The sequence below is a fragment of the Streptomyces sp. NBRC 110035 genome, assembly GCF_000829695.1.
In the GTDB taxonomy this organism is placed as follows: domain Bacteria; phylum Actinomycetota; class Actinomycetes; order Streptomycetales; family Streptomycetaceae; genus Streptomyces.
Map to the genome: position 1 here is coordinate 12405 of NZ_BBNN01000054.1, position 20594 is coordinate 32998.

The 20594-nt window shown below is 66.0% G+C and carries 9 protein-coding genes; all 9 read right to left on the reverse strand.

Annotation, left to right across the window (positions count from 1 at the left end; genetic code table 11):
- Nucleotides 1–126 precede the first annotated feature (126 nt).
- The 9 genes from dpdD to dbpB all read right to left on the reverse strand — a co-directional run bounded on the left by dpdD (nucleotide 127) and on the right by dbpB (nucleotide 20583).
- On the reverse strand, nucleotides 127–2346 hold the full coding sequence (gene dpdD, locus TU30_RS30640) for a protein DpdD (protein WP_042176373.1): 2220 nt from the start codon (nucleotides 2344–2346) through the stop codon (nucleotides 127–129).
- A complete protein-coding gene (gene dpdK, locus TU30_RS36305) occupies nucleotides 2343–2855 on the reverse strand; it encodes a phospholipase D-like domain-containing protein DpdK (RefSeq protein WP_042176375.1) in 513 nt (170 codons plus the stop codon). The genes dpdD and dpdK overlap by 4 nt, the downstream gene beginning before the upstream one ends.
- Nucleotides 2852–7333 carry a protein DpdJ gene (gene dpdJ / locus TU30_RS30650; RefSeq protein WP_042176377.1) on the reverse strand — a complete coding sequence of 1494 codons (4482 nt, stop codon included), beginning with the start codon at nucleotides 7331–7333 and terminating at the stop codon, nucleotides 2852–2854. The genes dpdK and dpdJ overlap by 4 nt, the downstream gene beginning before the upstream one ends.
- Nucleotides 7330–8040, reverse strand: a complete 711-nt coding sequence (locus TU30_RS30655) for a hypothetical protein (RefSeq protein WP_158719399.1) — start codon at nucleotides 8038–8040, stop codon at nucleotides 7330–7332. Before TU30_RS30655 ends, dpdJ begins: the two co-directional genes overlap by 4 nt.
- On the reverse strand, nucleotides 8037–11105 hold the full coding sequence (dpdH, locus tag TU30_RS30660; protein WP_042176381.1) for a protein DpdH: 3069 nt from the start codon (nucleotides 11103–11105) through the stop codon (nucleotides 8037–8039). The genes TU30_RS30655 and dpdH overlap by 4 nt, the downstream gene beginning before the upstream one ends.
- Nucleotides 11102–12025 carry a protein DpdG gene (gene dpdG, locus TU30_RS30665; protein WP_042176384.1) on the reverse strand — a complete coding sequence of 308 codons (924 nt, stop codon included), beginning with the start codon at nucleotides 12023–12025 and terminating at the stop codon, nucleotides 11102–11104. The genes dpdH and dpdG overlap by 4 nt, the downstream gene beginning before the upstream one ends.
- A complete protein-coding gene (dpdF, locus tag TU30_RS33140; protein WP_052479976.1) occupies nucleotides 12025–14631 on the reverse strand; it encodes a protein DpdF in 2607 nt (868 codons plus the stop codon). Before dpdF ends, dpdG begins: the two co-directional genes overlap by 1 nt.
- Nucleotides 14628–18032, reverse strand: a complete 3405-nt coding sequence (gene dpdE, locus TU30_RS30675; RefSeq protein WP_158719400.1) for a protein DpdE — start codon at nucleotides 18030–18032, stop codon at nucleotides 14628–14630. The genes dpdF and dpdE overlap by 4 nt, the downstream gene beginning before the upstream one ends.
- A 1447-nt stretch (nucleotides 18033–19479) precedes the next feature.
- On the reverse strand, nucleotides 19480–20583 hold the full coding sequence (gene dbpB / locus TU30_RS30680) for a DGQHR domain-containing protein DpdB (RefSeq protein WP_042176389.1): 1104 nt from the start codon (nucleotides 20581–20583) through the stop codon (nucleotides 19480–19482).
- Nucleotides 20584–20594: the final 11 nt, after the last annotated feature.

The following is a 20594-nucleotide window of genomic DNA, read 5'->3' on the forward strand; positions in this document are numbered from 1 at the left end:
CTCCCTTCAGGCGGAAGTCGCGAAGAATCTTCCAGGTCTCGATCGGGGCGAAGGCGTGTTCGACGCGGGCGCGGACCTTACGGTTGGAGGCGTTGTCCCTACTTCCAGACGAAGAGTGCGACAGACTCAACCTTCCGCGAGTTCGCGCAAGATAGCAGACGAGCCCCGAGAGTTGACGAGCACGACTGGTCGCGTTCCCCGCTTGGCAGTAATGAAGTCGGTGGCGGCATGCTTCGCCGATGCTGTCACCACGACGAAGACGTCAGCGTTCGCTGCCTGTGCGGCAAGTTTGCTGCTGCCGTCGTGTTCGGCGCTCGTCTCGACGTCGATCTTGGGTACCAGGATGCGCAGTACCTGTGCCGCCCGGATGGTGGCCGACTCGGTCAGGGAATACAGCACCACCTTTGAGTCCTGCAGGTAGCGGTACGGCGCTCCAGGGTCGCTGTCCTGTACTTGCTCGGCAAGCAAGTCTTCCGGGACGCCGACTCCCAGTTCGCCGGCTATGAGCTTGATGGCCTCAATGTCGGTTGGGTCCAGTGCCGTCTTAAACGGCCTTACCGTGTTGGTGATCTTGTAGAAGAAATCAACAGTGGCGGGACTCGTTGCCGCTGCCGATGTAGCTGTCGCCGTCTGCAGTATGTCGATCGCCCACGTCGTCGTTACAGCTGAGACGTTCGCGGAGATGATGAGATCGGTCCACTCGAGCGCTGAGGCGAACACCTCGGATGTGGGGTTGGCAGACAGCAGATAGTCCAGTAGGGCTTGGGTCTGCACCCGAACGCCAGCCGAATTCTTGCCGCTCAGCGCGAGACCGGCAAGGACACGTTCGCTGAGTTCGGCCGCTCCATCTTCAGTGAAGATGTCGCGGTGCGCCGCCATGAACTGGCCTCCGATCTCACCGAGTTTGCCGAGTACCTCGTCGGATGCATCGTGAAGCCATGCGGTCAGTGCACTGTTGCTCAGTGGCGTCCAGGCGTCAGTTATTTCGGGGCCGGCCGCCAGTGCTGCGCTGCCATGGTCGCCTTCCAGAGCGTCCAGCCAGGTGCGCCAATCCACGTCGGGTCCGTCTTGGGTGAACTGCTCCAGCCAGGCAAGATCATCGCGCAGGCGTGCACTCGCTCCGTCGATCAAGCCATGCAGGTGATGGGTGGAGACGTACTCAAGCACCAATGCTGCTTGCTGTGGTGACTGCAGGTCGCGTGCACAGGTCAGGAGCAGGTATGCCGCGTGGAGGCTCGGTTCGAGTGTCAGCACGAGTTCGATGGCTGCCTGAAGCTCGCCCCGGGCCATCATCCCGGTCGCGCGCTCGAGGGGCGATTCGCTCGGGGCGCCGGGCTGGTCCAGGGGGGCGGGTGGCTCCGACGGGGTGGTGGGCTGAGGGGTTTGTTCCCGGTGCAGGTGCAGCACGTTGCGCAGATGGGCGGGGAGGCCGGGTTCGACCGTGCCGGCTTCGTCGAGGAGTCGGTTGAGAGTGTCGTCTCCCGCGTCCTCTTCGACCGCGATGAGGAACTCCACGACAGCCTGCGCCCGACTCGTTATCGGTGTGCCCGAGAACAGGGGCCGGAATGCCGCGGGGAGCGCGGCAACAGCACCGAGTAGTTCATTCTCTGCGCCTGCTGCGTCGTGCGAGGCGAACCATCTGGCGTAGACCGCCTGCTGGATCACTTGAGTCACGCTCAAGGGGCGACGCATGGCGAGGACGTGGTCGAGATCCCGGTCCCCGAGAACGGCCTTCCAATCCTCGAGTCCAGCGAACAGTCGCAGTCGCAGGAATGCCAGGTTCGGCTGGTCGAGATCGGCGGTCGCCTCAAGTTCGCGCAGGCAGGCCAAGGCGACAGTACGGTCGCGGGCAGCGATGGCGTGTCCGAGGTCGTCGAGGACCTCGACGGTGGTTCGGGGGGCGTCGAACTCCGAGGGCGGCCTGCCGTTGAGGAGTTTGCTGAGAACCAGCAGGGCGTCGCGTACCTGGCCTCGCGCGTGTTTCCAATCCTCCGAATCCGCTGTCGGGCGGGGCAGCACCTCAAAGCGCAGTGGCTTGACAGGTGCCTTTGCCAGTGCGGCGTCGAACGGATCAGCCGGGTTGAGGGCACCACGGTGGCGGGACAGGTCGCTGAAAGTGGGGCCGATCCAACTGTCGAGAATGGCGAGTGTCTCGCGCTGCTGGCGCGGGGTGGGCGCGAACCCGTACCACCACAGACGGCCGTGAGAACTTCGTGGCAGGAATCCGATCTGGCGCTGCTGGATGCCTGCCATGAAGTTCTCGAGGATGAGTTGTAGGTTCGGTTCTACCCGTGTGGGCGTGATGTCATTGCCCGGACCGAAGAATTCCTTGAAGTCGACGCTCATGGCAATTGGTACCTGTTCTGGTATTCGACCCAAGCGCGAGCGATCTGGTCGGGGTCGGATACGACGGTGACGCCTTCCTGGTTCACTCTCTGGCCGAAGAAGGTGAAGTTCATCGAGCCGTGAACATGGAATCGGTCGCTCACCATGCCCTTGTCGTGCAGTGTGTTCCGGATGAGCAGGGTCGGCCGTGGCCCCACCGGGGCGAGGTCGGTGAGGCGTTGTCCTGTGACGACGTTGCGCGGCTCGTCGCGCATGATCACTCGGACGTCCGAGCCACGACGGGCGAGTTCGATGAGTACTTCCGTCAGCCGGATGGGTCGGGCCGGCAAGGCGGGGAGCACGCTCTTGAACTGTCCGGATGCATTGTCGATGACGACGATGTCGGAGATCCACGGGGACAGTACCCACAAGCGACTTGACGGCGCCAGCAGCTCTGACACCAATAGGTTCTGCACCAGATCGGTGAGTTGTCGAGTCTCGCCAGCCCCGGCGGTGATGATCCTTCTCATGCGGACACCTCGGCAAGTTCGAGGGTGACCACGACGCTGCCCTCGGAGCGGTGGTCGATCTCGACGGCTCGTGGGAAGACCTGGAGGAAGTCCGTTTCGATGGCGCGGATCGACAGATCCACCAGCATGCCTGCCAGGGCGGGTACGTCCTCGGGGGGTGCGATGAGTTGGGCGGATCCCTGTTGGGCCAGGCGTGTGCGCACTAGGGTGACCGCGTCGGGATCTGTCACGCTGATGAGGTCGGCTGTTGACGTGAACAGCCCCCGGAGCAGATCGGGTGCGGCCGGCAAATTGTCGAAGTAGGGGTTCCACGACTGCAGTGCTCCGGAGCGTATGGCCCATCCGCGTGGCCAGAGAGCGCTCTGGATGGCGTCGATACGTTGGCGGTCCGAGGAGTTCGCGGACAGGTTCAGTCCGGCGTCCAAGTCGTGCCTCTGACGCATCAGATAAGCCCAGGTACGCGGCGAGATTTCAAGGCCCAGACGTTGCTCTTGGATCTCCCACTCGTCGATGAGGGTGCGTAGTGCCTGGTCCGTCTGTGCGGTCGATCCGGGCCGGAGCAGGCGGTTTGCCAGGCTCGAGACGACGGATTGTTCCGCGCCGTGGATGCCTGAGGCGCGCAACTGCGCCCGTATGCGGTCAAGGTTTTTCACCCGGTCTGCCTGTGTCGCCGAACCTCGATATTCCGCAACGAGGTCGAGCCAGTCGCTGCGCTCGGTGGTGTAGCGCACGATCCGCCGCATGTGTGCGTCGACCAGTTCGCTGGTGGAAGGCTGGACGGCTCTCATGATCAGCCGTAGGAACCGCCGCGGATCGGGGCGCACGCGCGTCGCCAGCGCTTCGATGAAGCCGCCGCCGCCGATCGAGGCTTCGGTGAGCCAGACCTGGCCGCGGCGCCATGTGCCATCGAGGGCGTAGCCGGGCTCTATGTCGACGATGATGCCTTCGGGGTCGTGCTCGGGACAGATCTCCCGGGCGGCCCACAGGGCTGCCTGTCCCAGCGTGGCGAGGACACGCTGGCGCAGCCAGGCTTGGAACTGTGCGGGATCAGGGTTCCAGACCTGATCCGTCAGGTGGTCCAGGCGGGCGACGATGTCCTTGTCTGCGAGGAGTTGGCGCAGTCGCTCACCCACTCGGCCGAGTGTCGCGGATTCGCTCTCCTCGACGTCCGAACTGCGGAACATTGCCCTCAGGGTGTCCGTCAACCGGTCGGCGAAGGTTTCCCGCACCGCCTGGTAGGCGTGGGGAAGCGGCGTGCCGTCGGTCACGGCGGACATCAGCAGCATGCATTCGATGGTCTGGTGCAGCCATTCCAACTGGAACTTGTTCATCTGTTCCAGGAGTTCGGGGTCGTTCGTCAGAACGTGCTGGAACCAGGCGCTGCGCAGGGCTGGGTCGATGCCGCCGGGTGGAGCAATCACCTCTGGCAACGTAATCGTCAGGCGTAGGCCGTCCACGTCGTAGGTGGCTCCGAGACCGATCCGCTCGTCATCGAGCGAGAACTGTGCTTTGACTCGGGCTTCGCCGCCGCGGGCGAAGACCAGGCTGGCCTCGCTCTGGACGGCAAGACGGCGGACCTCGACGTGGGCGTTTTGAGCGTGCAGGAAGAAGCGTGCTTCATCGATGAGGCCGCCAATGGGGTCCGACAGGGGAAGGCGGGCGACCAGGCCGAGGCCCCTCTCCAGGAACTGGGATCGCCAGACCAGGGCCGCGTTGGAAGCATCCTTGAGTTCCGGCGGTGCGAGTTGGAGTTCCACCCTGTCGGGACGGACGATGGGGATGGGGGTGGGGACCCCGCCGACTTCGACGGTGGCGGCCTCCTCCCGATGGTGCGCCTGAAGGACAGGGGCGAGGTCCATGACGGTCTCGCGCTGCCCGTAGGGAATGGGGATCCAGTGCCGGTGCTCGAGGTTGCGGGTGGCAAAGCGCCGTGACACTCGTCCGGGCGCGTATTCGCGCAGCATCTGGGCCAGGCCCATCGCCTGCAACTCAGGTTCCTTTTCCCACGACTGCTGGGGGGGGATGACCACGTACGCTTCGGGAAGTGCGAGTTCGCTAAAGAGGTTCTCGGGGAAGAAGTCGGGCAGCGGATTTTTGCCCATTGTGTCCTTGCCCGTGGCGTACGTGTGGTCCTCGGCGATGGCCCACTCGTTGTCCAGTCGTCGGGCCAGTGTGGGCACGGCCGCCAGGATGAGCGGGCGAGGGGGGTGCCACAGGATCTCGGCGGCCAACTCCTCGGGCACCTGGAGTGCGCCTTCGATCCACAGACGGAGGCTGCGCTGGCGGCCGGGGTCGCGCAGCAGGTCACGCAGGATGGTGACGGCTGTCTGCTGGACCTTGCGGTTGTCCGGGTAGTCCGGATCGGCGAGACCCTTCAAGTCACGCCACAGCTTTGCATACCGGTGAACGGGCTGCAGTTGATCCGCCAGCCAGTCAAGCATTGCCAGAGTGGCTTGAATACGCAGGACCGCGCGGTTGCGGATGGGAAGAACCAGTTCGGGCAGGACGGGATCGAACAGCGCGTCCCAAGCCTCATAGGTGGCACGGTCGCGTCCGTAGTCGGAGAGCACAACGACGGTGTACGGGCGCATGCGGCGGCTTCGGCCGGCTCGGCCCTTGCGCTGCAGGAATGCGGCGACGCCGCGGGGCGCCTTGTGCTGCAGCACGGCACCGACGTCTGGATCGTCGAAGCCGACCTCGAGCGAGGCGGTTGCGACGACGAGTTGGGACGCTGTGTCGACTCCTGCGTCTTGCGAGGTGGTCCGGCTCACGTTCAGGCCCGGGCGATGGAGTGCGTGGCCCAGTTTCACCGGCAGGTCCCAGACCTGGCCGGCGCGCCGCTGGTCGGTCAGTCCGTCTTGACCGGGACGACGCATGGATGCCAGGGGGTCTTTGAACTGCTGGGTACGGGGGCTGCGGTAGCGCTGGCCTTCTGCGTCGAGGAGGTAGAAGAAGAGCCGGTTGGTGACGTCGAGGTCGTCGGTGAAGACGAACGCCTTGGTGCCCAGAAGTCCCTGGGACGTGCGCTGTGCAGGGTGGTCGAGGACGCGCGGGAGGAGCATCGCTGTCTGAATGGTGGTGGACAGCACGGAGGCGCCGCTGGTCGGGTCGCTGCGCACTGCGACCATGTATTCGGCGCCCTCGTACTCCATTTCATCTGCGCCCGGTTCGATGTTGGTGACGAGTCCATCGTCAACACCGGTCAGATCGGCCATGTGGCGAACGGCGTTCGACAGCGTCGCGGACAAGCCGACGAAGGTGACCGGACTGCGCAGCGAGTGGTGCCAGCGCCGCAAGACGAGGGCTGCCTGGGCGCCGGTGGTGCCGCTGTAGGTGTGGATCTCGTCGAGCAACATCAAGCGGGGTTTCTTGGCCGCGCCGACACCGAACAGTTTGCCCAGCGACAGGTCGGACAGGCCGCGGTTGAGCATCTCGGCCGTGGTGAACAGCACGTCCGGAGGCCGCTGGCTCATCCGATGACGGGTCAGGACCAGCACGGAGTCATCGAACACGCGCGTGCAGGTGCCGCAGGTCAGACGTTCCGTTCTGGCCCTGGCGTCCCGTTCTGACCAGAACAATGCGCCCCCGCACACGGTGTATCCGTCGCCGGGACAGGTGAAGTGAGGGCACTGAAAGCCTTCAGCCCGTTTCGTCCATGCGGAATAGGAGGCTGTCAGGCTCTTCGTACTGGTTGGGGTGTCCTTGTTGAGCACCCCTATAGTCATGGGCCGACCGTTGGCCTTCGTCCACAGGTGGTCGAGTCGCCGGGCGTTCGCAAAAGCGGTGTTGAGTTGGTCCTTGAGAAGTTCGTTGCGCGGGTAGACGGCCAGCGCACGTGTCCATGCCGACTTGTCCTGCAGGCCCGTCAGGTAGGCGAAGGCCGGCAGGTAGAAGGCGAGTGTCTTTCCGCTGCCGGTACCGGCACCCACGACTGTGGCGGTGGTGATGTTGGACTGCAGGGCCGTGAAGATCTGACGGCTGGCACGGACCTGGAACCCGCTGAGGTCGGCGTGTTTGGGACCCCGCCGCGTCATGGCATCGATGACCTGCCGGTAGAGGTCATGGAGAGCATCGGTGCCTTCGATGACGGCGTGTCTGGGCTGGTCGCGCCGGGGGTAGGCGCGGGGGCGCCGGGCGTAGCGGAAGTCCGAGACAAGAGCGGCACCTTGACGCCAGGCCGCGGGGTCGCCGGAAGGGAAGATCTGGCGCAGCCGGGCCAGCAGACGCAGCGTCTCGCCGTTGCGGGTACGCCACCGCGACGGCGAGATCGCATCATCGCGGATGATCAGACCCTTGTCCTCGAGGGCCTCGATTGCCTCCTGTGCGGTGTCCAGTTCGGCGCGCTTGATGAGAACGTCATCGACGTGGGTGTGCAGTTCGTCGTCGGTGAATCCGCCGTCGACAACGCCCCAGGACAGCAGGGGGTCCTCGTGTGCTTCGAGGACGTCGAGGATTTCACTCTCGGTCTCAGGAGTCATCGCAGCCTCACCCAGAAGCGGTCCAGGATTCCCAGCCTCGACAGCCCTGCAAGGACTTCGGGGGTGAAGGAGTTCAGCGGCGTCCCGGTGGCTTCCTGAGCGCCCGTGATCACTCGGGCGAGGACCGGGTCAACGAGTTCGGAGATCTGCTGGCCGCATGCGTGGAGGCTCTCCAGCGCCGCGGCCAGCCTTGCGACGTCGCCCAACTCGGGGACGGCACGGTTTTTCAGGACGTTGAGCACGCCATGCGCCTTCTCGATCTTGATGCGGATCTCTTCCACGTCGATCCCGCTCTTGTTCAGCGTAGCGACGAGATCCTCATTGATCACCGGTACTTCGCGGTTGCGTTCAGCAGTCCATGCCTGCTCAACGCTCCCGCGAAGGCCCTTGACGAAGCCATCGGCCGCCTTGATCTGCGCCTTCAGTGCTTGCGGTGGGGTATCGGCGTCCTGGCTGGGGAGCGTTTCGGCGAGCACGTGCAGGTCTGCGGCCAGTTGGGCGGCCTGCGGACCGAGGTCTGCGTCGAAAGCCGCATGGGCTGCGCGCAGTTCGGCGACGCCTCGGCTGAGGCGCTGCATCGTCTCGATGAGCGTCTCGACCCTCTCGGCCAACTCGGCCAACTCGCCGGTGCGGCGGTTGATCTTGTTCTCGTCGTGGGCAGCGACCGCTGCGACACGCAGACGCTGAACTTGTTCGATGAGCGTCATGCGCCCCCCTCGCATCCGGCCACGTCCATGACCTCACGGCTCAATGTCTCCAGCCCGGCCATGAGCCGCTGGAGGGTCTCGTCGTACTCGCGCTGAGCCTCCGAGGCAGGTCCGGCTTGGAGCTTTTGCTCCAGTGCGTTCACGGCTTCCAATGCAGGCTCGAGCCAGGCTCGAATGCGCAGGGCCGGCCTTTCGTCCTGGGTCATCAGGCGCAGGCGCTGATCGGCGGTGAGGGTGGACCAGGCGTTGAGGCCCTCAGTCAGGTCTGTCACCTTCTTCAGATCACTGGGTTTCACCGCCTTCGCCGCGTCGTGGAGGGCGGGCAGGTTGATCGAGTTGGCTGACTGGCCAAGCGCCGCCAGGTCGGAGAGCAGGGTGTTGAGGGCATGGGCGACCTGGGCGACGTCACCGCCGAGATCGCTCACGTCGGGTGTCAGCCGTCGGGTTTCGTCGAGCATCGGGTCCAGCGTGGTGGTTCGCTTCTGGATGTCGTCCGCCGCTTTTCTGATCTGCTCGGGGACGTGCTCGGGCCAGGGCACCTCAGCTGCGTTGTCGCGCAATGCGCGCACAAGGCGGGGCAGGTCAATGGCCAGCGGCTTGCCAGCGCCCTGGCGGTAGGACGTCAAGCGGAGCAGTCGCTGCTGAAGGAGGTTTCGATCCGCTTTCGGGTCGACGAAGCGGTCCTGGAGTTGTCGCATGTGGGGCCGCACGGGATCGGCCAGCTTCGGCGGGCTGGCGAAGAGCGCCCTGACCCGGCTGAGTGTGTCGCTCTTGAACGAGTCGGCGATCCCCAGGGCCTTACTGACGGACAGAAGAGCGTGCGCGAGCCGGCCCAGTTCGGCGTCGTCGCCTTCCGACGGAAGGAGGAAAGCGGACACGCTGTCCGCCCATTCCTGGACCCTGTTCACGCACAAGCTCTGCAGCGCATCTCCTTGCGGCACGTCCTCCCAGGACCCTTTTGCGTTTACCCAGGCGAGGGCACGCAGAACGCGGACGTCCTCCACGTTGCGGTGGTCGATCGAGATCAGCGCGGTCTGCAGGGCACTGCCGTCCAGTGCGATCGAGGTTTTGGCATCAAAGCTCGGCGTGAATTCCGCCCTTGCCTTGGTCCAGTCTCCGCTGTCTCCTCCGTATCCGTCTTCGAGTCCCAGACAGCCGATGACGGCGGTGTGCACGATCTTCCGGAGATCGTTGCGGTGGCTCTGCACAAGCTGGCCGGTCTTGTGCCATTCGTCGACCGCCTGGACCAGAGTCGGCTTCGAAGCCGCCGGGGACGGACGCGCGGGTGCCGACGTGGGCGGGGGCGGCGTCGGGGGGGCCACCACAATCGGTGTCTGCGTACCGTTCAAGGGCAGGACGGGTTCTTGCACTGCCGGCCGATGCGGGAGGGTCTGCTGCTCGGTTATGAGGTCAGGCAGGGGCGGGATGGCGAATGCTTCGTGGATCGTCGGGTGAAGGTTCTGCGGCCCGTGGCCTGGTCCCCAGAAACGCACCATCCGCACGCGACGCTCGGAGAGTTCGGGGTCACCTGGCGTGCGCAGCCGGACCTGGTCCTCGACGTTGTCGAGGATGTCCAGCGCACCGGTGCGGAAGTCGCTCTCGAATCCGGTGCTGGGAAAGCGGCCTTCGTCGAGTTCGGTCTGGTCGCGGTGGAGGACGGGGCGCAGGACGCGGGTCAGCACGTCGCGGGCGACGAAGGCATCACCCTTGGACTGGCTGCGGATGGCCCGATCGAGTGCCGTCCTGCTGAACGGGAACAGGCCGACGCCTTCAACCTCCCCGAACGCCTGGTGGCACTTGTCCCGGACGGGGCACTGCTGACAGTGGTTGGGCTCCGGGCGCTCGTCCGTGCGGTGCTTGTCGATCTCCTGGGAGCCGACGCGTACTGCGTTGAGGTAACGGGCGGCGAACCGTGCGGGGTCGAACGGGGCTGTCATATCCGCGGGAAGTTCAAGATCGAAGACCTTGTAGGTCCGCGTGTACACCGTCTCCGGCATCTGGTTGACGAAGTAACCAGTGGTGACGGCCATGACGACACGCATTGGGCACAGGGCGAGCGTCTCGGTGGGCAGCAGGGTGATTGCGTCGATGAGGCCGCCCTGGATGCCTTGGAAGATCGAGAAGTCCTCGATCAGGAGGAGGAGTTCCAGCCCCTGCCTTTGCAGGTCGAGGCGTAGTTCGACGAGGAGTTGCTTGAGGTCGTCTCCCCCGATCCCGAAGACCTCGCTGACCGCCGGCCCGAGTTGCTCGTTGAGCATCTTCGCTGCCAGGTCCCGCAGGGGGGCGTCGCTGGCGAGTGCGCTGGCGACACTGGCGGCGTCGACTCCGGCCCTGCTGACATCGTCGACCGAGAGGTCCAGGTCTGCCGCGGTAAAGCCGAACGCGTCCTCCTTGTCCTCGGAACCCTTGCCGGAGAGCTTTTCCCGGACCAGACGCGCGATGGGACCGTTGTCGGTGAGCAGTCGCCTGCGGAAGACGAGGTCGCCCAGCAGTGCGGGCAGGCCCTCCGCGGAGGCGAGGAAGGCGCGGAGGTCGTTCTCCTCGGGTGTGCCGTCTTTGTCTGCTCCGCGGGTCTCGACCAGGACAGCCAACTCGTTGCGCAGGCGCAGTTGTGCTGTGGTTTCGTCCGCGGCAGCGTCCGAAGCAGCGGCGACCTTGGCACGCACCTCCGCGGCGCGTTCGCTGGTGGCGTGTTCCAGGATGAGTTCGAGGATCCCGCGCAGCGACATGCGGTGTTTGGGGACAAAGATCAGCCGAGTCGCGTCGTTGGGCTTCAGGTTGATGCGAAGCCAGCGGATCAAGTGCGACTTGCCTGTGCCCGACTTCCCGAGGATGGGGATGATGGGCTGGTCCGCCGGCAGTTCCTCGACGGCGCGCCGCAGGTTGTGTTCGTCGACGATGGTGCCGCCGACAGCGCTGTCCACCCGGTCGCGCAGGAGGATCGGGATCGAGGTGTGCGTGGCGAGGAAGACCCCGTTGGAGGTGCTCTCCGCCTCGACTGGAATGATGGCCGGGGCCTCACGGGCCTCCCAGCATGCAGCAGGAAGAGTGCCCCGCCAGGTCATCGTTTTCCTCCTTGAACCAGGGTGACGTGTGTTTGACGTTGGCTGTCGAATCGCGACAGCCGGATGCCGTCGGCGTCCGGCAGGGTGTCGAAGACGAGTCGGCCGCGGTCTTGCAAGATGCGCAGCGCCTGGCCTACCGAACTGTCGGCACAGTCTTGTGCGATGCCCGGGTCGGGGTCTCCGTCGGGAAGGTACGCCACGAGGGAGGCGCGGACGAGACCGCCGTACAGCACAGGCAGTTTGGCCGCCAACTGGCCCAGGAATTCGGCGATGGGCATCTGTCCGGCAGGCAATTCGTCCAAGACGTCGTTGATCGCCACGACGGGGAGGGGCACAAGTCCCGATCTGGCCTGTACGAGCGAAGGCGCCGCGAGGCCAAGTGCCTGTCCCCATCGGGTGACGGCACCCCAGCGTGTGTCGTTGGTGATGGCCCAGGTTTCATTGTCCGGGTCCGGGAACTGCGCGTGCTGGAGGGCCTGAACGCCGCTGGTCCACGACAAGGGACGCCCGAGCGCATCCTGCGCGAGGAACCACGACATCGCTCTCAGCAGATCACGTGCCCCGCCGGTGAGGCTCTCTCCCGGGCCGGTCTGCCACGGGTCTCCGTCTCGGTCCAGATCGAGGGCATGCTTTTGAAGTGTCCGGCGGAACGCCGCCGGCGACAGGGTGCCTCCTGTGGCAGCGACAGTGTCGCTCACGGTGATCACACCGGCCGTGTCGCTGCAGAGCATCCCGATTGCCCGGAAGGTGTACACGGTGTGCGCGACACCTTCAAAGGAGAAACTGTCCTCGTTCAGGCCTGGCGGTCTGAACGCCTCGATCAACTCTTCCTCGGTCCAGACCCGTCGAGATCCGGTAAGGAAGTTGATGATGGAGCGGCCAAGCGCCGGAAGGCTGCGCGGTGGGTTCAGAACAGCCATCAGAGTCTCCTGAGGAAGTCGTCAATGGTCCAGTGAGGGCTGCGGATGCTTTTGATGAGGGCATCTGGATAGGCCGGGTCGGGCATGTCTTCCGGGACGACCACGACGCGCAGCGGTCCGCTGGTGGGGGCGAGCCACGACAGGGGCGGCGTCTGCCCGTGGTCCATCAGGATCAGACTCGGCACCGAGAGGCGCGCAGGTACCCCGCCGGTGCGCAGGGGGTCCACGACGACCAGGCCCTCGTCGGCGAACCGCGAGGCCGTACGGATGGCCGGGAGCCCAAGCAGTGCGTCGGGGGCGACGATGCCGCGTACGCCGTTGGTGACGCATGACTGGATGAGGTTGCTCAGGGCAGTTCTGAGGCGTCCGCTGGAGTAGGTGACCACGATGCTGGGGTGGCCAGCGGCCAGGTTCGCCAGGGCCGCGCTGGGGCTTCTGCCGAGATCTGGCATGAGCGCTTCTGCGACGAGGGGACGCGCGGTGTGCAAGATGGGCTGGTGCGCGTGCCCCTCTGCCGGGCATCCGGAGCACGCGGGCGCCACGTTCTGGCTGGCCCCCATCGCACCTATGCCCGTGTAGGTGTACTCCTCACTCAGTACGCGTCCCCAGCATTCTCTTCTTTCCAGCAGGCGGGTGATGCGCGCCGTTGAGGTTGCTTCGGCGTTCTTGATCTCCGCGCGGGTCCGCTGCAGGGCAGCCTCGAGAGTCTCTTGGTCCAGGTTGGCCACGTGCGGTCTGAGCCGTACCGGGACGTGGCTCACGAAGGCCGTCCACTCCTTGTCGAACCGTGCTTGCCACGCCTGCTCGGACTCGCCGGGTATGCGTTCGACCACCGGAGGGGCCAGCCTTGTGATGGTGATGAGGTTGGCACGTTCCATAAGGACGAGCGTGTTGCGGTTCCACAGTTGATTGGCGTCCGAGGGCTCGTCGCCGTGCTCGGGTACCACCGTGGTGTCCAAGACCAGACCGTTGCCCGCCTCCTTCGGGGACAGGTCCTGATCCCGCATGGCTTGCCATCGGTTCCACGCCTTGACGTCCCCGATCACGGTCGCGTTTTCGACTTGCTGGCCTTCGGCCGCGTCAGGGAGGGCGGGAAGCCAGACAGACAGCGCCGCGTGGCCGTCACGTCCCGCGCGGCCGACTTCCTGGTAGAAGCGGTCGACCGAGGCGGGGACGCACGCATGCACCACGGTACGGACGTCGCTCTGGTCCACCCCCAGACCGAAAGCGCTGGTGCCGACCACGATGTCGGTCGTTGTCGGCCCGTCGTCGCCGGACCATCCACGCATGATGCCAAGACGCTCAGCAGAACCGAGGCCTCCGTGGAAAACGGCGGTGCGTGCAAACCCGGCGGCCCGCAGACGCTCAGCGATGGTCCTGGCGGGCTCCTTCTTGGTGGTGTAGATGATCGCCGGCCGCGGAAGGTGGTGCATCGCTTCGACAAGGCGTTCCATCCGGGCACCGGAGGACGTGGTAGTGCCCAGGAAGTACCGCAGTTCGGAGCGCAGAAAGGTCGACCCGACGAACAGTGACTCGGCGCTGCCCGCGAAGAGTTGATCGTTGAGTTGGAGGCTGGGCGCCGACAGCGTTGCGGACAGAAGTGTGACGCGTGGCGGGGGGTGCCCGGCCCCGGTGGCGAGTTCTCGCAGTTCTCCCACGAGCGAGGCGACGATCTGGAACTCCGGACGAAAGCTCAAGCCCCACAGGCGTACCAGGTGCGCCTCGTCGATGACCAGGTTGGTGAGTTGGCCGGACGCTGCAAGGGTGCGCAGCGTCGCGGTGAATCCGCGTACAAGGGCTTCGGGGGAAGTGAGGAGGATCCGCTGCCTTCCCTCGCGCAGGCGTTCCTTGATGGCTGCGCGTTCCTCGCTGACGCGGTCGCTGTGATAGGCCAGTTCGCGGGGGAGCACGGACGCCGGGAATCGTTTGCGCATGTGGCGTTCCTGGTCGAGCGCCAGGGCGATGGTGGGCAGCACCACGATGGTGGTTCCGCGCTGCCGGAGCAGCCCAGGGGCCAGACCGACGAGGGATTTACCCGTGCCGGTGGGCAGGACGACGTGCAGGGTGGATGCCGGATCGGCCAGGGAGGCGGTCCGCACCGCGCTGGCTTGGCTGCGTGAGCGGTAGTGATCGATGTCGGGAGCGATCGCGTGCAGGGCTGGATCGACGGGCACCGGACTGTTCGGGCGAGCGCTGGTCTCCACCGTCGTGTTGTCGGCGAAGACGAACGGACCGGGGCTTGCGCAGGCGAGATCGATCCAGCGGGGGTCGCCGTGGAGCCAGTCAGGCGTCCAGGCGTCGCCGAGGCGCACGGTGTGCCGTGTGGCGCCGAACCGTTCGACACGCAGGTGCGCTCGCTGGAGCGCCTGCAGGTCGATTCCGCGGTCGTGGAGGTTGATCTCCAGTTCGTGGTGGCGCTGGCCCGTCACGCCGGCTTGATGGCGGAGCATCTGAGCCAGCAGGGCGGCGATGTCGCCGCTGAAGGCGGGCCCGGCAAGGGGTGAGCGCCAGGCATCGGCGAACCGGCGGTGGGGGCCGGTGAGCTGTTCTGTCGATGCCTCCTTTCCCAGGACCATGCGCTGGATGATGTCGAGTTGAGCGGTCACACGCACCCGTCCTGCTCCGGGCTGCGGCCCGAGACCACGACCACACCGGTGCTGTCCAGGCGGAGCGACGGTGTCTGGAGGGCTGTCATGAGCGCTTGGCCCGCCAGCGCTTCCGTTTCCACTTCTTCCTCCAGTTCAGCGCGCTCGTTTCCCTCCGAGCGCGCGGCACGCAGTCTCAACTGCCGCAGTCGGGTGGCGATGTCGGTCTCGGCCATGGCCAGGGCTCGGGTGCGGGTCGCCTCTACGGCGTCGTTGCTGTGGACCAGGCGCTGGGCACTGTGTTCAGCAGCTCGCCAGCGCGGCGCCCATTGGTCGGCCGGGATGAATGCGTATGCGTGTTTGATGCGCTCTGAGTTGAGTGCGTAGTCGCCTCCGGGCTCTGCGGGCGTCGGCTTGGCATAGCGCGCCTGCAGGGCGTCGAGGTGGCGCCCGTCGGTGATGGGTGTGCCATCTGCGTCGGTCCACACGGTCGCAATGAGCGGCGGGAAGAGCGCGTCGGCGCGGCGTCGCAGCGACGGCAAGTCCACCAGGTCGCTGGTCCAGGCTGCAGCAAGTTGGTCGAGCAGGTCGCTTTCCGGGCTGGCCTGCAACGGCTGCGCTTCGATGGCGTAGTCGAAGCGGTAGGCAAGGCGCTCTGCGTAGGGCCAGGTGGGGATCCACCGCCACATGCCGAAGGCTCTCCCCCGGTCGTCGTTCCACAGGAAGTCGGACACGGCATCGATGAACTGATCGCCGTAGCGGTAGAGGCGGACGTCTTCGTGCTCGACGGCCACTTTGCGCACGAAGGTGCCGCGGTGTCCTGCGAGCGGCACGAAGTCGCGCTGCAGTCGCGCTGCGGATACCAGCGGCATCTGGACGTGTCCGGCTGCCAGCCGGCTGACGGGTTCGTAGCTGCCGATCGCATGGGCGGGGTCGCCTGCGGGGGCGAACCGCAGGTTCCCGGCCGCCCGCCGCGAGGACAGCAGTGCATCGGTGACGTCGGCGAACGAGGCTGCCTGACTCTCCGATGCCATCATCCGTCCGTACACCGAGCGCTCGTCAGCGGGTGCTTCGATGCTGTCCAGGGCGTCCTGTTCCTGTACGCGCTTGACCTCGTCCTCGAGCATGGTGCGGACCATGCGGATGGCGTCGGGTGCGGCATCGGCACCGTGCTCGAACAGCAGGTCCCAGGCGGCGTCTGTGGCGGCGTCCACCGCATGCTGCAGGCTGGCTATCGACGTGTCGAAGACGGCGAACCCTTCGCTGAGGATCTGCATCCACGCTGCGGCAAACGACTGCGGGTCGGTCGTCTCGGCCACCCAGTAGGAGCGCCAGGCGCCGCCTTCGCGACGGGCGTCCCAGCGGTCGCACCGGCCGATACGCTGCTCGAGGCGGTTCGCCCTGGGCGGCAGGCCCACGTGGATGAGGAGATCGGCGAACTGGAGGTTGCGTCCTTCTTCCGCTGAGTGATCGGCAACGAGGACGGCTGCCATCCGGCTCTGCTCGAAATCCCGCACTGCCTGCTCGGAGGCTGCGGGCGAGTCGCTCGCCAGGTGCTGGTAGACAGCCCCGGGAAGCACTTCCTTGAACGCGCCGACCAACTCCCCTGCCAACTGCGGGGTCGGGCAGAAGACGACCACCCGCTCACGTGCTTTGAACAGGTAGGTCAGTGCGTCGGCCAGTGGGCGTGCCATGCCCCGGCGGCGGCTGACGAAGCGCAGGTCACTCTCGATGCGGTCGAGCGCGTCCTGCTCGCCCGGCGTGGCGGCCACTCGGGACTGGGCCCACGCGCACAGGGCGTCCGGGTCCAAGGACAATGCCACGCCCGTCGCGAAGGCCGACGCTGCCTCGCGGCGGGCCTCTTCGTCGAACTCACAAGCAGCAAGAGCCTCCTGGCGCCAGTTGTCCAAAAGGGAGGCAAGGCCGGCAAAAGCGGACGAGGGAAGAACCACCTGCTGGGGGCGCAGACGCCCGGTGACCCGGTACGACTCGTGCAGCGCAGCGGTACGACGAGTGCGCAGCATCCGGCGGTGGAGCCGATACACCTCGGACACATAGGTGCGCAGCGCGCCGATCGCAACGGCCAGCGCATGCCGGTCCGGTCCTGCGACTGCCTGCCTGACCTCACCGATCAAGGCGGCGACTTCAGCATCTTCAGGGAACGCGGCGCCGATCTCCGTGAGGCGCTTGTTCAGCAGCACGCCAGGAAAATGGGGCTGCAGTCCAAGGAACAGCCGGCCCAGCGCGGAACGCGCCTCCATGCGCCGTCGCAGGTCCTCGGTCGTCGTGTCCCGGTACACGGCCGGGTCGAGCAGTTTGAGCATGGCCAGGAAGGCACGTTCGTTGTGCAGCGCGGGCGTCGCCGACAGCAGCAGCAAGCGCGGGCTGGCGGTGGCAACTTCGGCAAGGCGCGTGTAGCGGCTGGACAGTTCGGGCTGCTCGCTGTGCGCCAGGCGGGCCAGATGGTGCGCCTCATCGACCACGACGAGATCAGCCGGTACCCACGTGTCGGGTGCGTCGTCGCGGGAGTACATGATGCGGGCGCCCGGGAAGTCACCGGTGCGGAACTTGCCCGACAGTTCGCGGCGCCATTGCTCCACGAGGAACGGCGGGAGAATCAGTTGCACGGTGAGGTCGGGCTGGTCCAGCAGGAGTTCCCGCACGACAAGGCCGGCCTCGATCGTCTTGCCGAGACCGACCTCATCGGCCAGGAGGTAGCGCTGCACTGGGTCCTGCAGCACGCGCCACACGGTCTCGACCTGGTGCTCGTACAACTCGATACCGCTCGAGAGGGCGCCGCGCATGCCATGGGCCGCCGAACGCTGCGTCAGGGTGCTCTGCAGGAAGGGGCGCCGCATGTCGGCCAGCAGAGGCGATTCGAGCAGTCCGGCGCCGGCAAAGCCGACGGGGTCGGTCAGCGGCTGGTCCCAGCGGACATACAGGTCCTCTTCGGCAAGGTATCCCTCCCAGTTGCGCGCCCGCACGTGGATGTCCCGATGGGCTGTGGCCTCGATGACGCGCCCGGAGCGCCATGCGGCACCCGTGGGCCAGAACACCCGCGTCTCGGGTGCCAGCGTGAACCGCTTAAGCCCCTTCCTGGGGACGGTGTGACGACTGCGCTCGTCCGGAGGCTGTCCTGGGGTGTCGAAGTACTCGAGGATCAGGCCATCGCCGTCCTTGCCTACGAGTTTGCCTGCACCGAGCGTGTTGGCGCTGGATACGAGCAGGTCGCCTGGGCGCAGCGACAGGCCGCGGGAGGTGTCGCTGCTGCGCGCCGGACGGCTCGCCTTCGCTGTGCGGGGCCGGGCCGGCGCCGCCTTGCCCGCGCCGCCGTCGATGGTCCGTGATCCACGGCATTGCGGGAACCGTGAACAGCCCCAGAAGCAGTTGCCTGCGTTAGGTCCCCGCGATGCGAATTGCATGACCATTTTGGCGCCGCACCGGGGACACAGGACAGCATCATCCGTCACAGGCACACTCCGAAAGAGCAGCGTAGGCAGGCGCCGTCGGCAGGTTAGGACGGCGCAGGCGGCCCGGCGATATTCTGCCGGGCTGCCGGGACGGCCGTGGAGTGCGCACACGCAGGTCCTGACGCACGCGCTGGGTGGAGGCAACGGCAGGCAGTTGCGCGTCCGTGCGGAGCGGGGCGCCCACGTGGTGCACGTGTCCGCTACCCGGCGCCGACTGACGATGCAGAACACCGCGTCGGCAGGCTGGGGAGCCGACCGACCCACGCGTCGGTGCACGGACATGCGCAGCGGTGCAGTGTGCCAGCAGCACGGATTCCTCTACGGCCTCACAGCTGGTGAATGTGGAGCTTTCCCACTTGTGTAAGACGGCACGCCCACACCTCCAACAACCGGCAAAGCAGCACAACTCCCCCACGCTCAGCCTTGGCATTGCACTTCCTTCACAAGGTGCTCACATCCAGCTGGTTGCAGCGTAACCGGAGCCACTGACAGTGCCTCCGCCCGGGCGTACCGGTCTGCCGCGGCCCCGCGACGGAAAAATGCTGCTCACCATGCCGGAAGCTCCCCCTGCCCCGCTCGACGTCACCACGGTCGCGTACCAACTCGCGCCACCCCGCCCCCTACGGCATGTTCAGCACACGTTGGCGGTGATCGTGCCGTTCACGATCACCATGGAATACCGATCTATGAGGCACGTGCAAGGCGATGGACTGTTTCCACCAAAGCAGTGTGTCTGACGGGAGGCGGACGGGGCCGCCCGGGGAGCGATTGGAGCCAGGCCGATAAGCCGACGCGGCCCTTCAGACGGCAGATGCAGGCGAGGTGTTCGAACGTTGCAGCGGAGCGAGTCGGGCGCTGTGCGCTCGATGGCCAACGGTACGCCGCACGAGGAGGCCGGCGCGGTGCGCCGACTGCGTCACTGGCCAACGGTGCGAGGATGAAGGGCTGTTCGGAACGCGACGCCGGACCTTATACGGCTGCCGTGGGAGGGCCACACTCGCTGCGCGGTGGGGGTGCTTGCTTGTCCTGGCGTCTCGTCGGCAGTGGTGAGCGTTGGCGCTGACCGTGGACAGGGCGGAGAATTCGCTGCGTGGTGCGCCTGCCGCTGGCCGGCCGATGTTGCGCCGTGCCTGCCGACAGCGGTAACGCGCAAGACGGCCGCCTGGATCCGCCTCGGCTTACGTGCCTGGAACGCCGCTCAAGCCAGGTACGACGCCGACACCGCCGATGTCGCGGTGCTTCTGCCCAGCACCAATGGGCAGGTTATACGCGGCACCAACCACTTCTGCTGTTGCAACAGTGCGGACGCACCCTCATCGAGGGTGTGCAAAACGGTTGACCGACAGGCGAGATCCCGGAGTCACCGTGCCGGGCCAGGGCACGGTGAACGGGTGCAACGTCAGTTGCGGACGGCACGTACCAGCAGGTCGGTAAGGAGACGGATGTCGTTAGGTGTGTTTTGCAGGCCATTCCAACGACGCTGTTCGCCGTCGGCGAAGCGCCACATACCGGAGGTCCAGGCGGTAATGGGCATCAGCCCCAGGACGGCGTTGCGTACCTCGTCGCAGTCGACGGCTTCGGCAGGCATGCCGTCGGTGAGGGTGTCCATGACGAAACCCATGGCCTGGATGCCGACACCGTGGGTGAGGCGGGACTGGCGAGGCGGGAGTTTCCAAGCGTCGCTGAAGGTGTCCTTCACGATGTTCCAATACGCGCGCAGATGCTTCAGCATGCGCTCTACGTCGCCGGAGCCGTCTTCGGGGTTGCGGTATTGGTAGAGAGCGCCTTCGAAGAGGCTGTGTTCCAGCATTCGCAGCATGCTGGTGTCCTTGATGTTGCCGTGCGGTGAGGTGGGGCTGGCCACCCTGCCGTAGAAGGGGCCCTGGCCATCGGTGTTAAGGCGGATCATCAACTGGGCGGGCAGGCGCCGGCGGGCGTAGGCGGGGGGAAGCTGTCCGCTGGTTTCGGGCAGCAGTTCGTGGATGAGGCCCTTAGGCAACGGTTTGGTGGAGTTGACCAGGATGAACTGAGAGCGCTGGTCTTCTTGGTTGTCGGCGATGAACCCGACGGCGGCGACGGGGAATTCGGCCAGGTCCGCGTCGCGGATGGCGGCGCTGCGCTGCTGGCCATCCACAATCAAGGCGGGCTTGTCCTCGTCGGTAAGAGATTCATCCACCGGGATCACCAGCACGCCGGGGACTGAGTAGTCCACGCCGGCTTTCGGGCGGATGCCAGTTTCGAAGCGGACGGTGTCATCGAATGCCAGGACGAGCGCGTTGGGGAGCATGGCGTGGTCGGACTCGAGGTAACGGCGGATGCCGCGGATGTGGCTGAGAACCTCTGGCCGCTGGTAGCCCTGCAGTTCGCTGCTGTCGTTGCGGCGGACGCGGGAGACAGCGGCGAAACTGTGGATTTTCTTCCCGTCGACGGCAAAGCAGTAGATTTTTCGGTTGCCTTGGCGCACTTCAAGTGCGGGAAGCCTCAACTCGTATCGGTCGGCCATCACATCTCCTG

What these genes read in the sequence shown, in the direction of transcription:
- dpdD (WP_042176373.1), bottom strand. Translation starts at nt 2,346, where the DNA reads ATGAGCGTCGACTTCAAGGAATTCTTCGGTCCGGGCAATGACATCACG.
- dpdK (WP_042176375.1), bottom strand. Translation starts at nt 2,855, where the DNA reads ATGAGAAGGATCATCACCGCCGGGGCTGGCGAGACTCGACAACTCACC.
- dpdJ (WP_042176377.1), bottom strand. Translation starts at nt 7,333, where the DNA reads ATGACTCCTGAGACCGAGAGTGAAATCCTCGACGTCCTCGAAGCACAC.
- TU30_RS30655 (WP_158719399.1), bottom strand. Translation starts at nt 8,040, where the DNA reads ATGACGCTCATCGAACAAGTTCAGCGTCTGCGTGTCGCAGCGGTCGCT.
- dpdH (WP_042176381.1), bottom strand. Translation starts at nt 11,105, where the DNA reads ATGACCTGGCGGGGCACTCTTCCTGCTGCATGCTGGGAGGCCCGTGAG.
- dpdG (WP_042176384.1), bottom strand. Translation starts at nt 12,025, where the DNA reads ATGGCTGTTCTGAACCCACCGCGCAGCCTTCCGGCGCTTGGCCGCTCC.
- dpdE (WP_158719400.1), bottom strand. Translation starts at nt 18,032, where the DNA reads ATGCAATTCGCATCGCGGGGACCTAACGCAGGCAACTGCTTCTGGGGC.
- dbpB (WP_042176389.1), bottom strand. Translation starts at nt 20,583, where the DNA reads ATGGCCGACCGATACGAGTTGAGGCTTCCCGCACTTGAAGTGCGCCAA.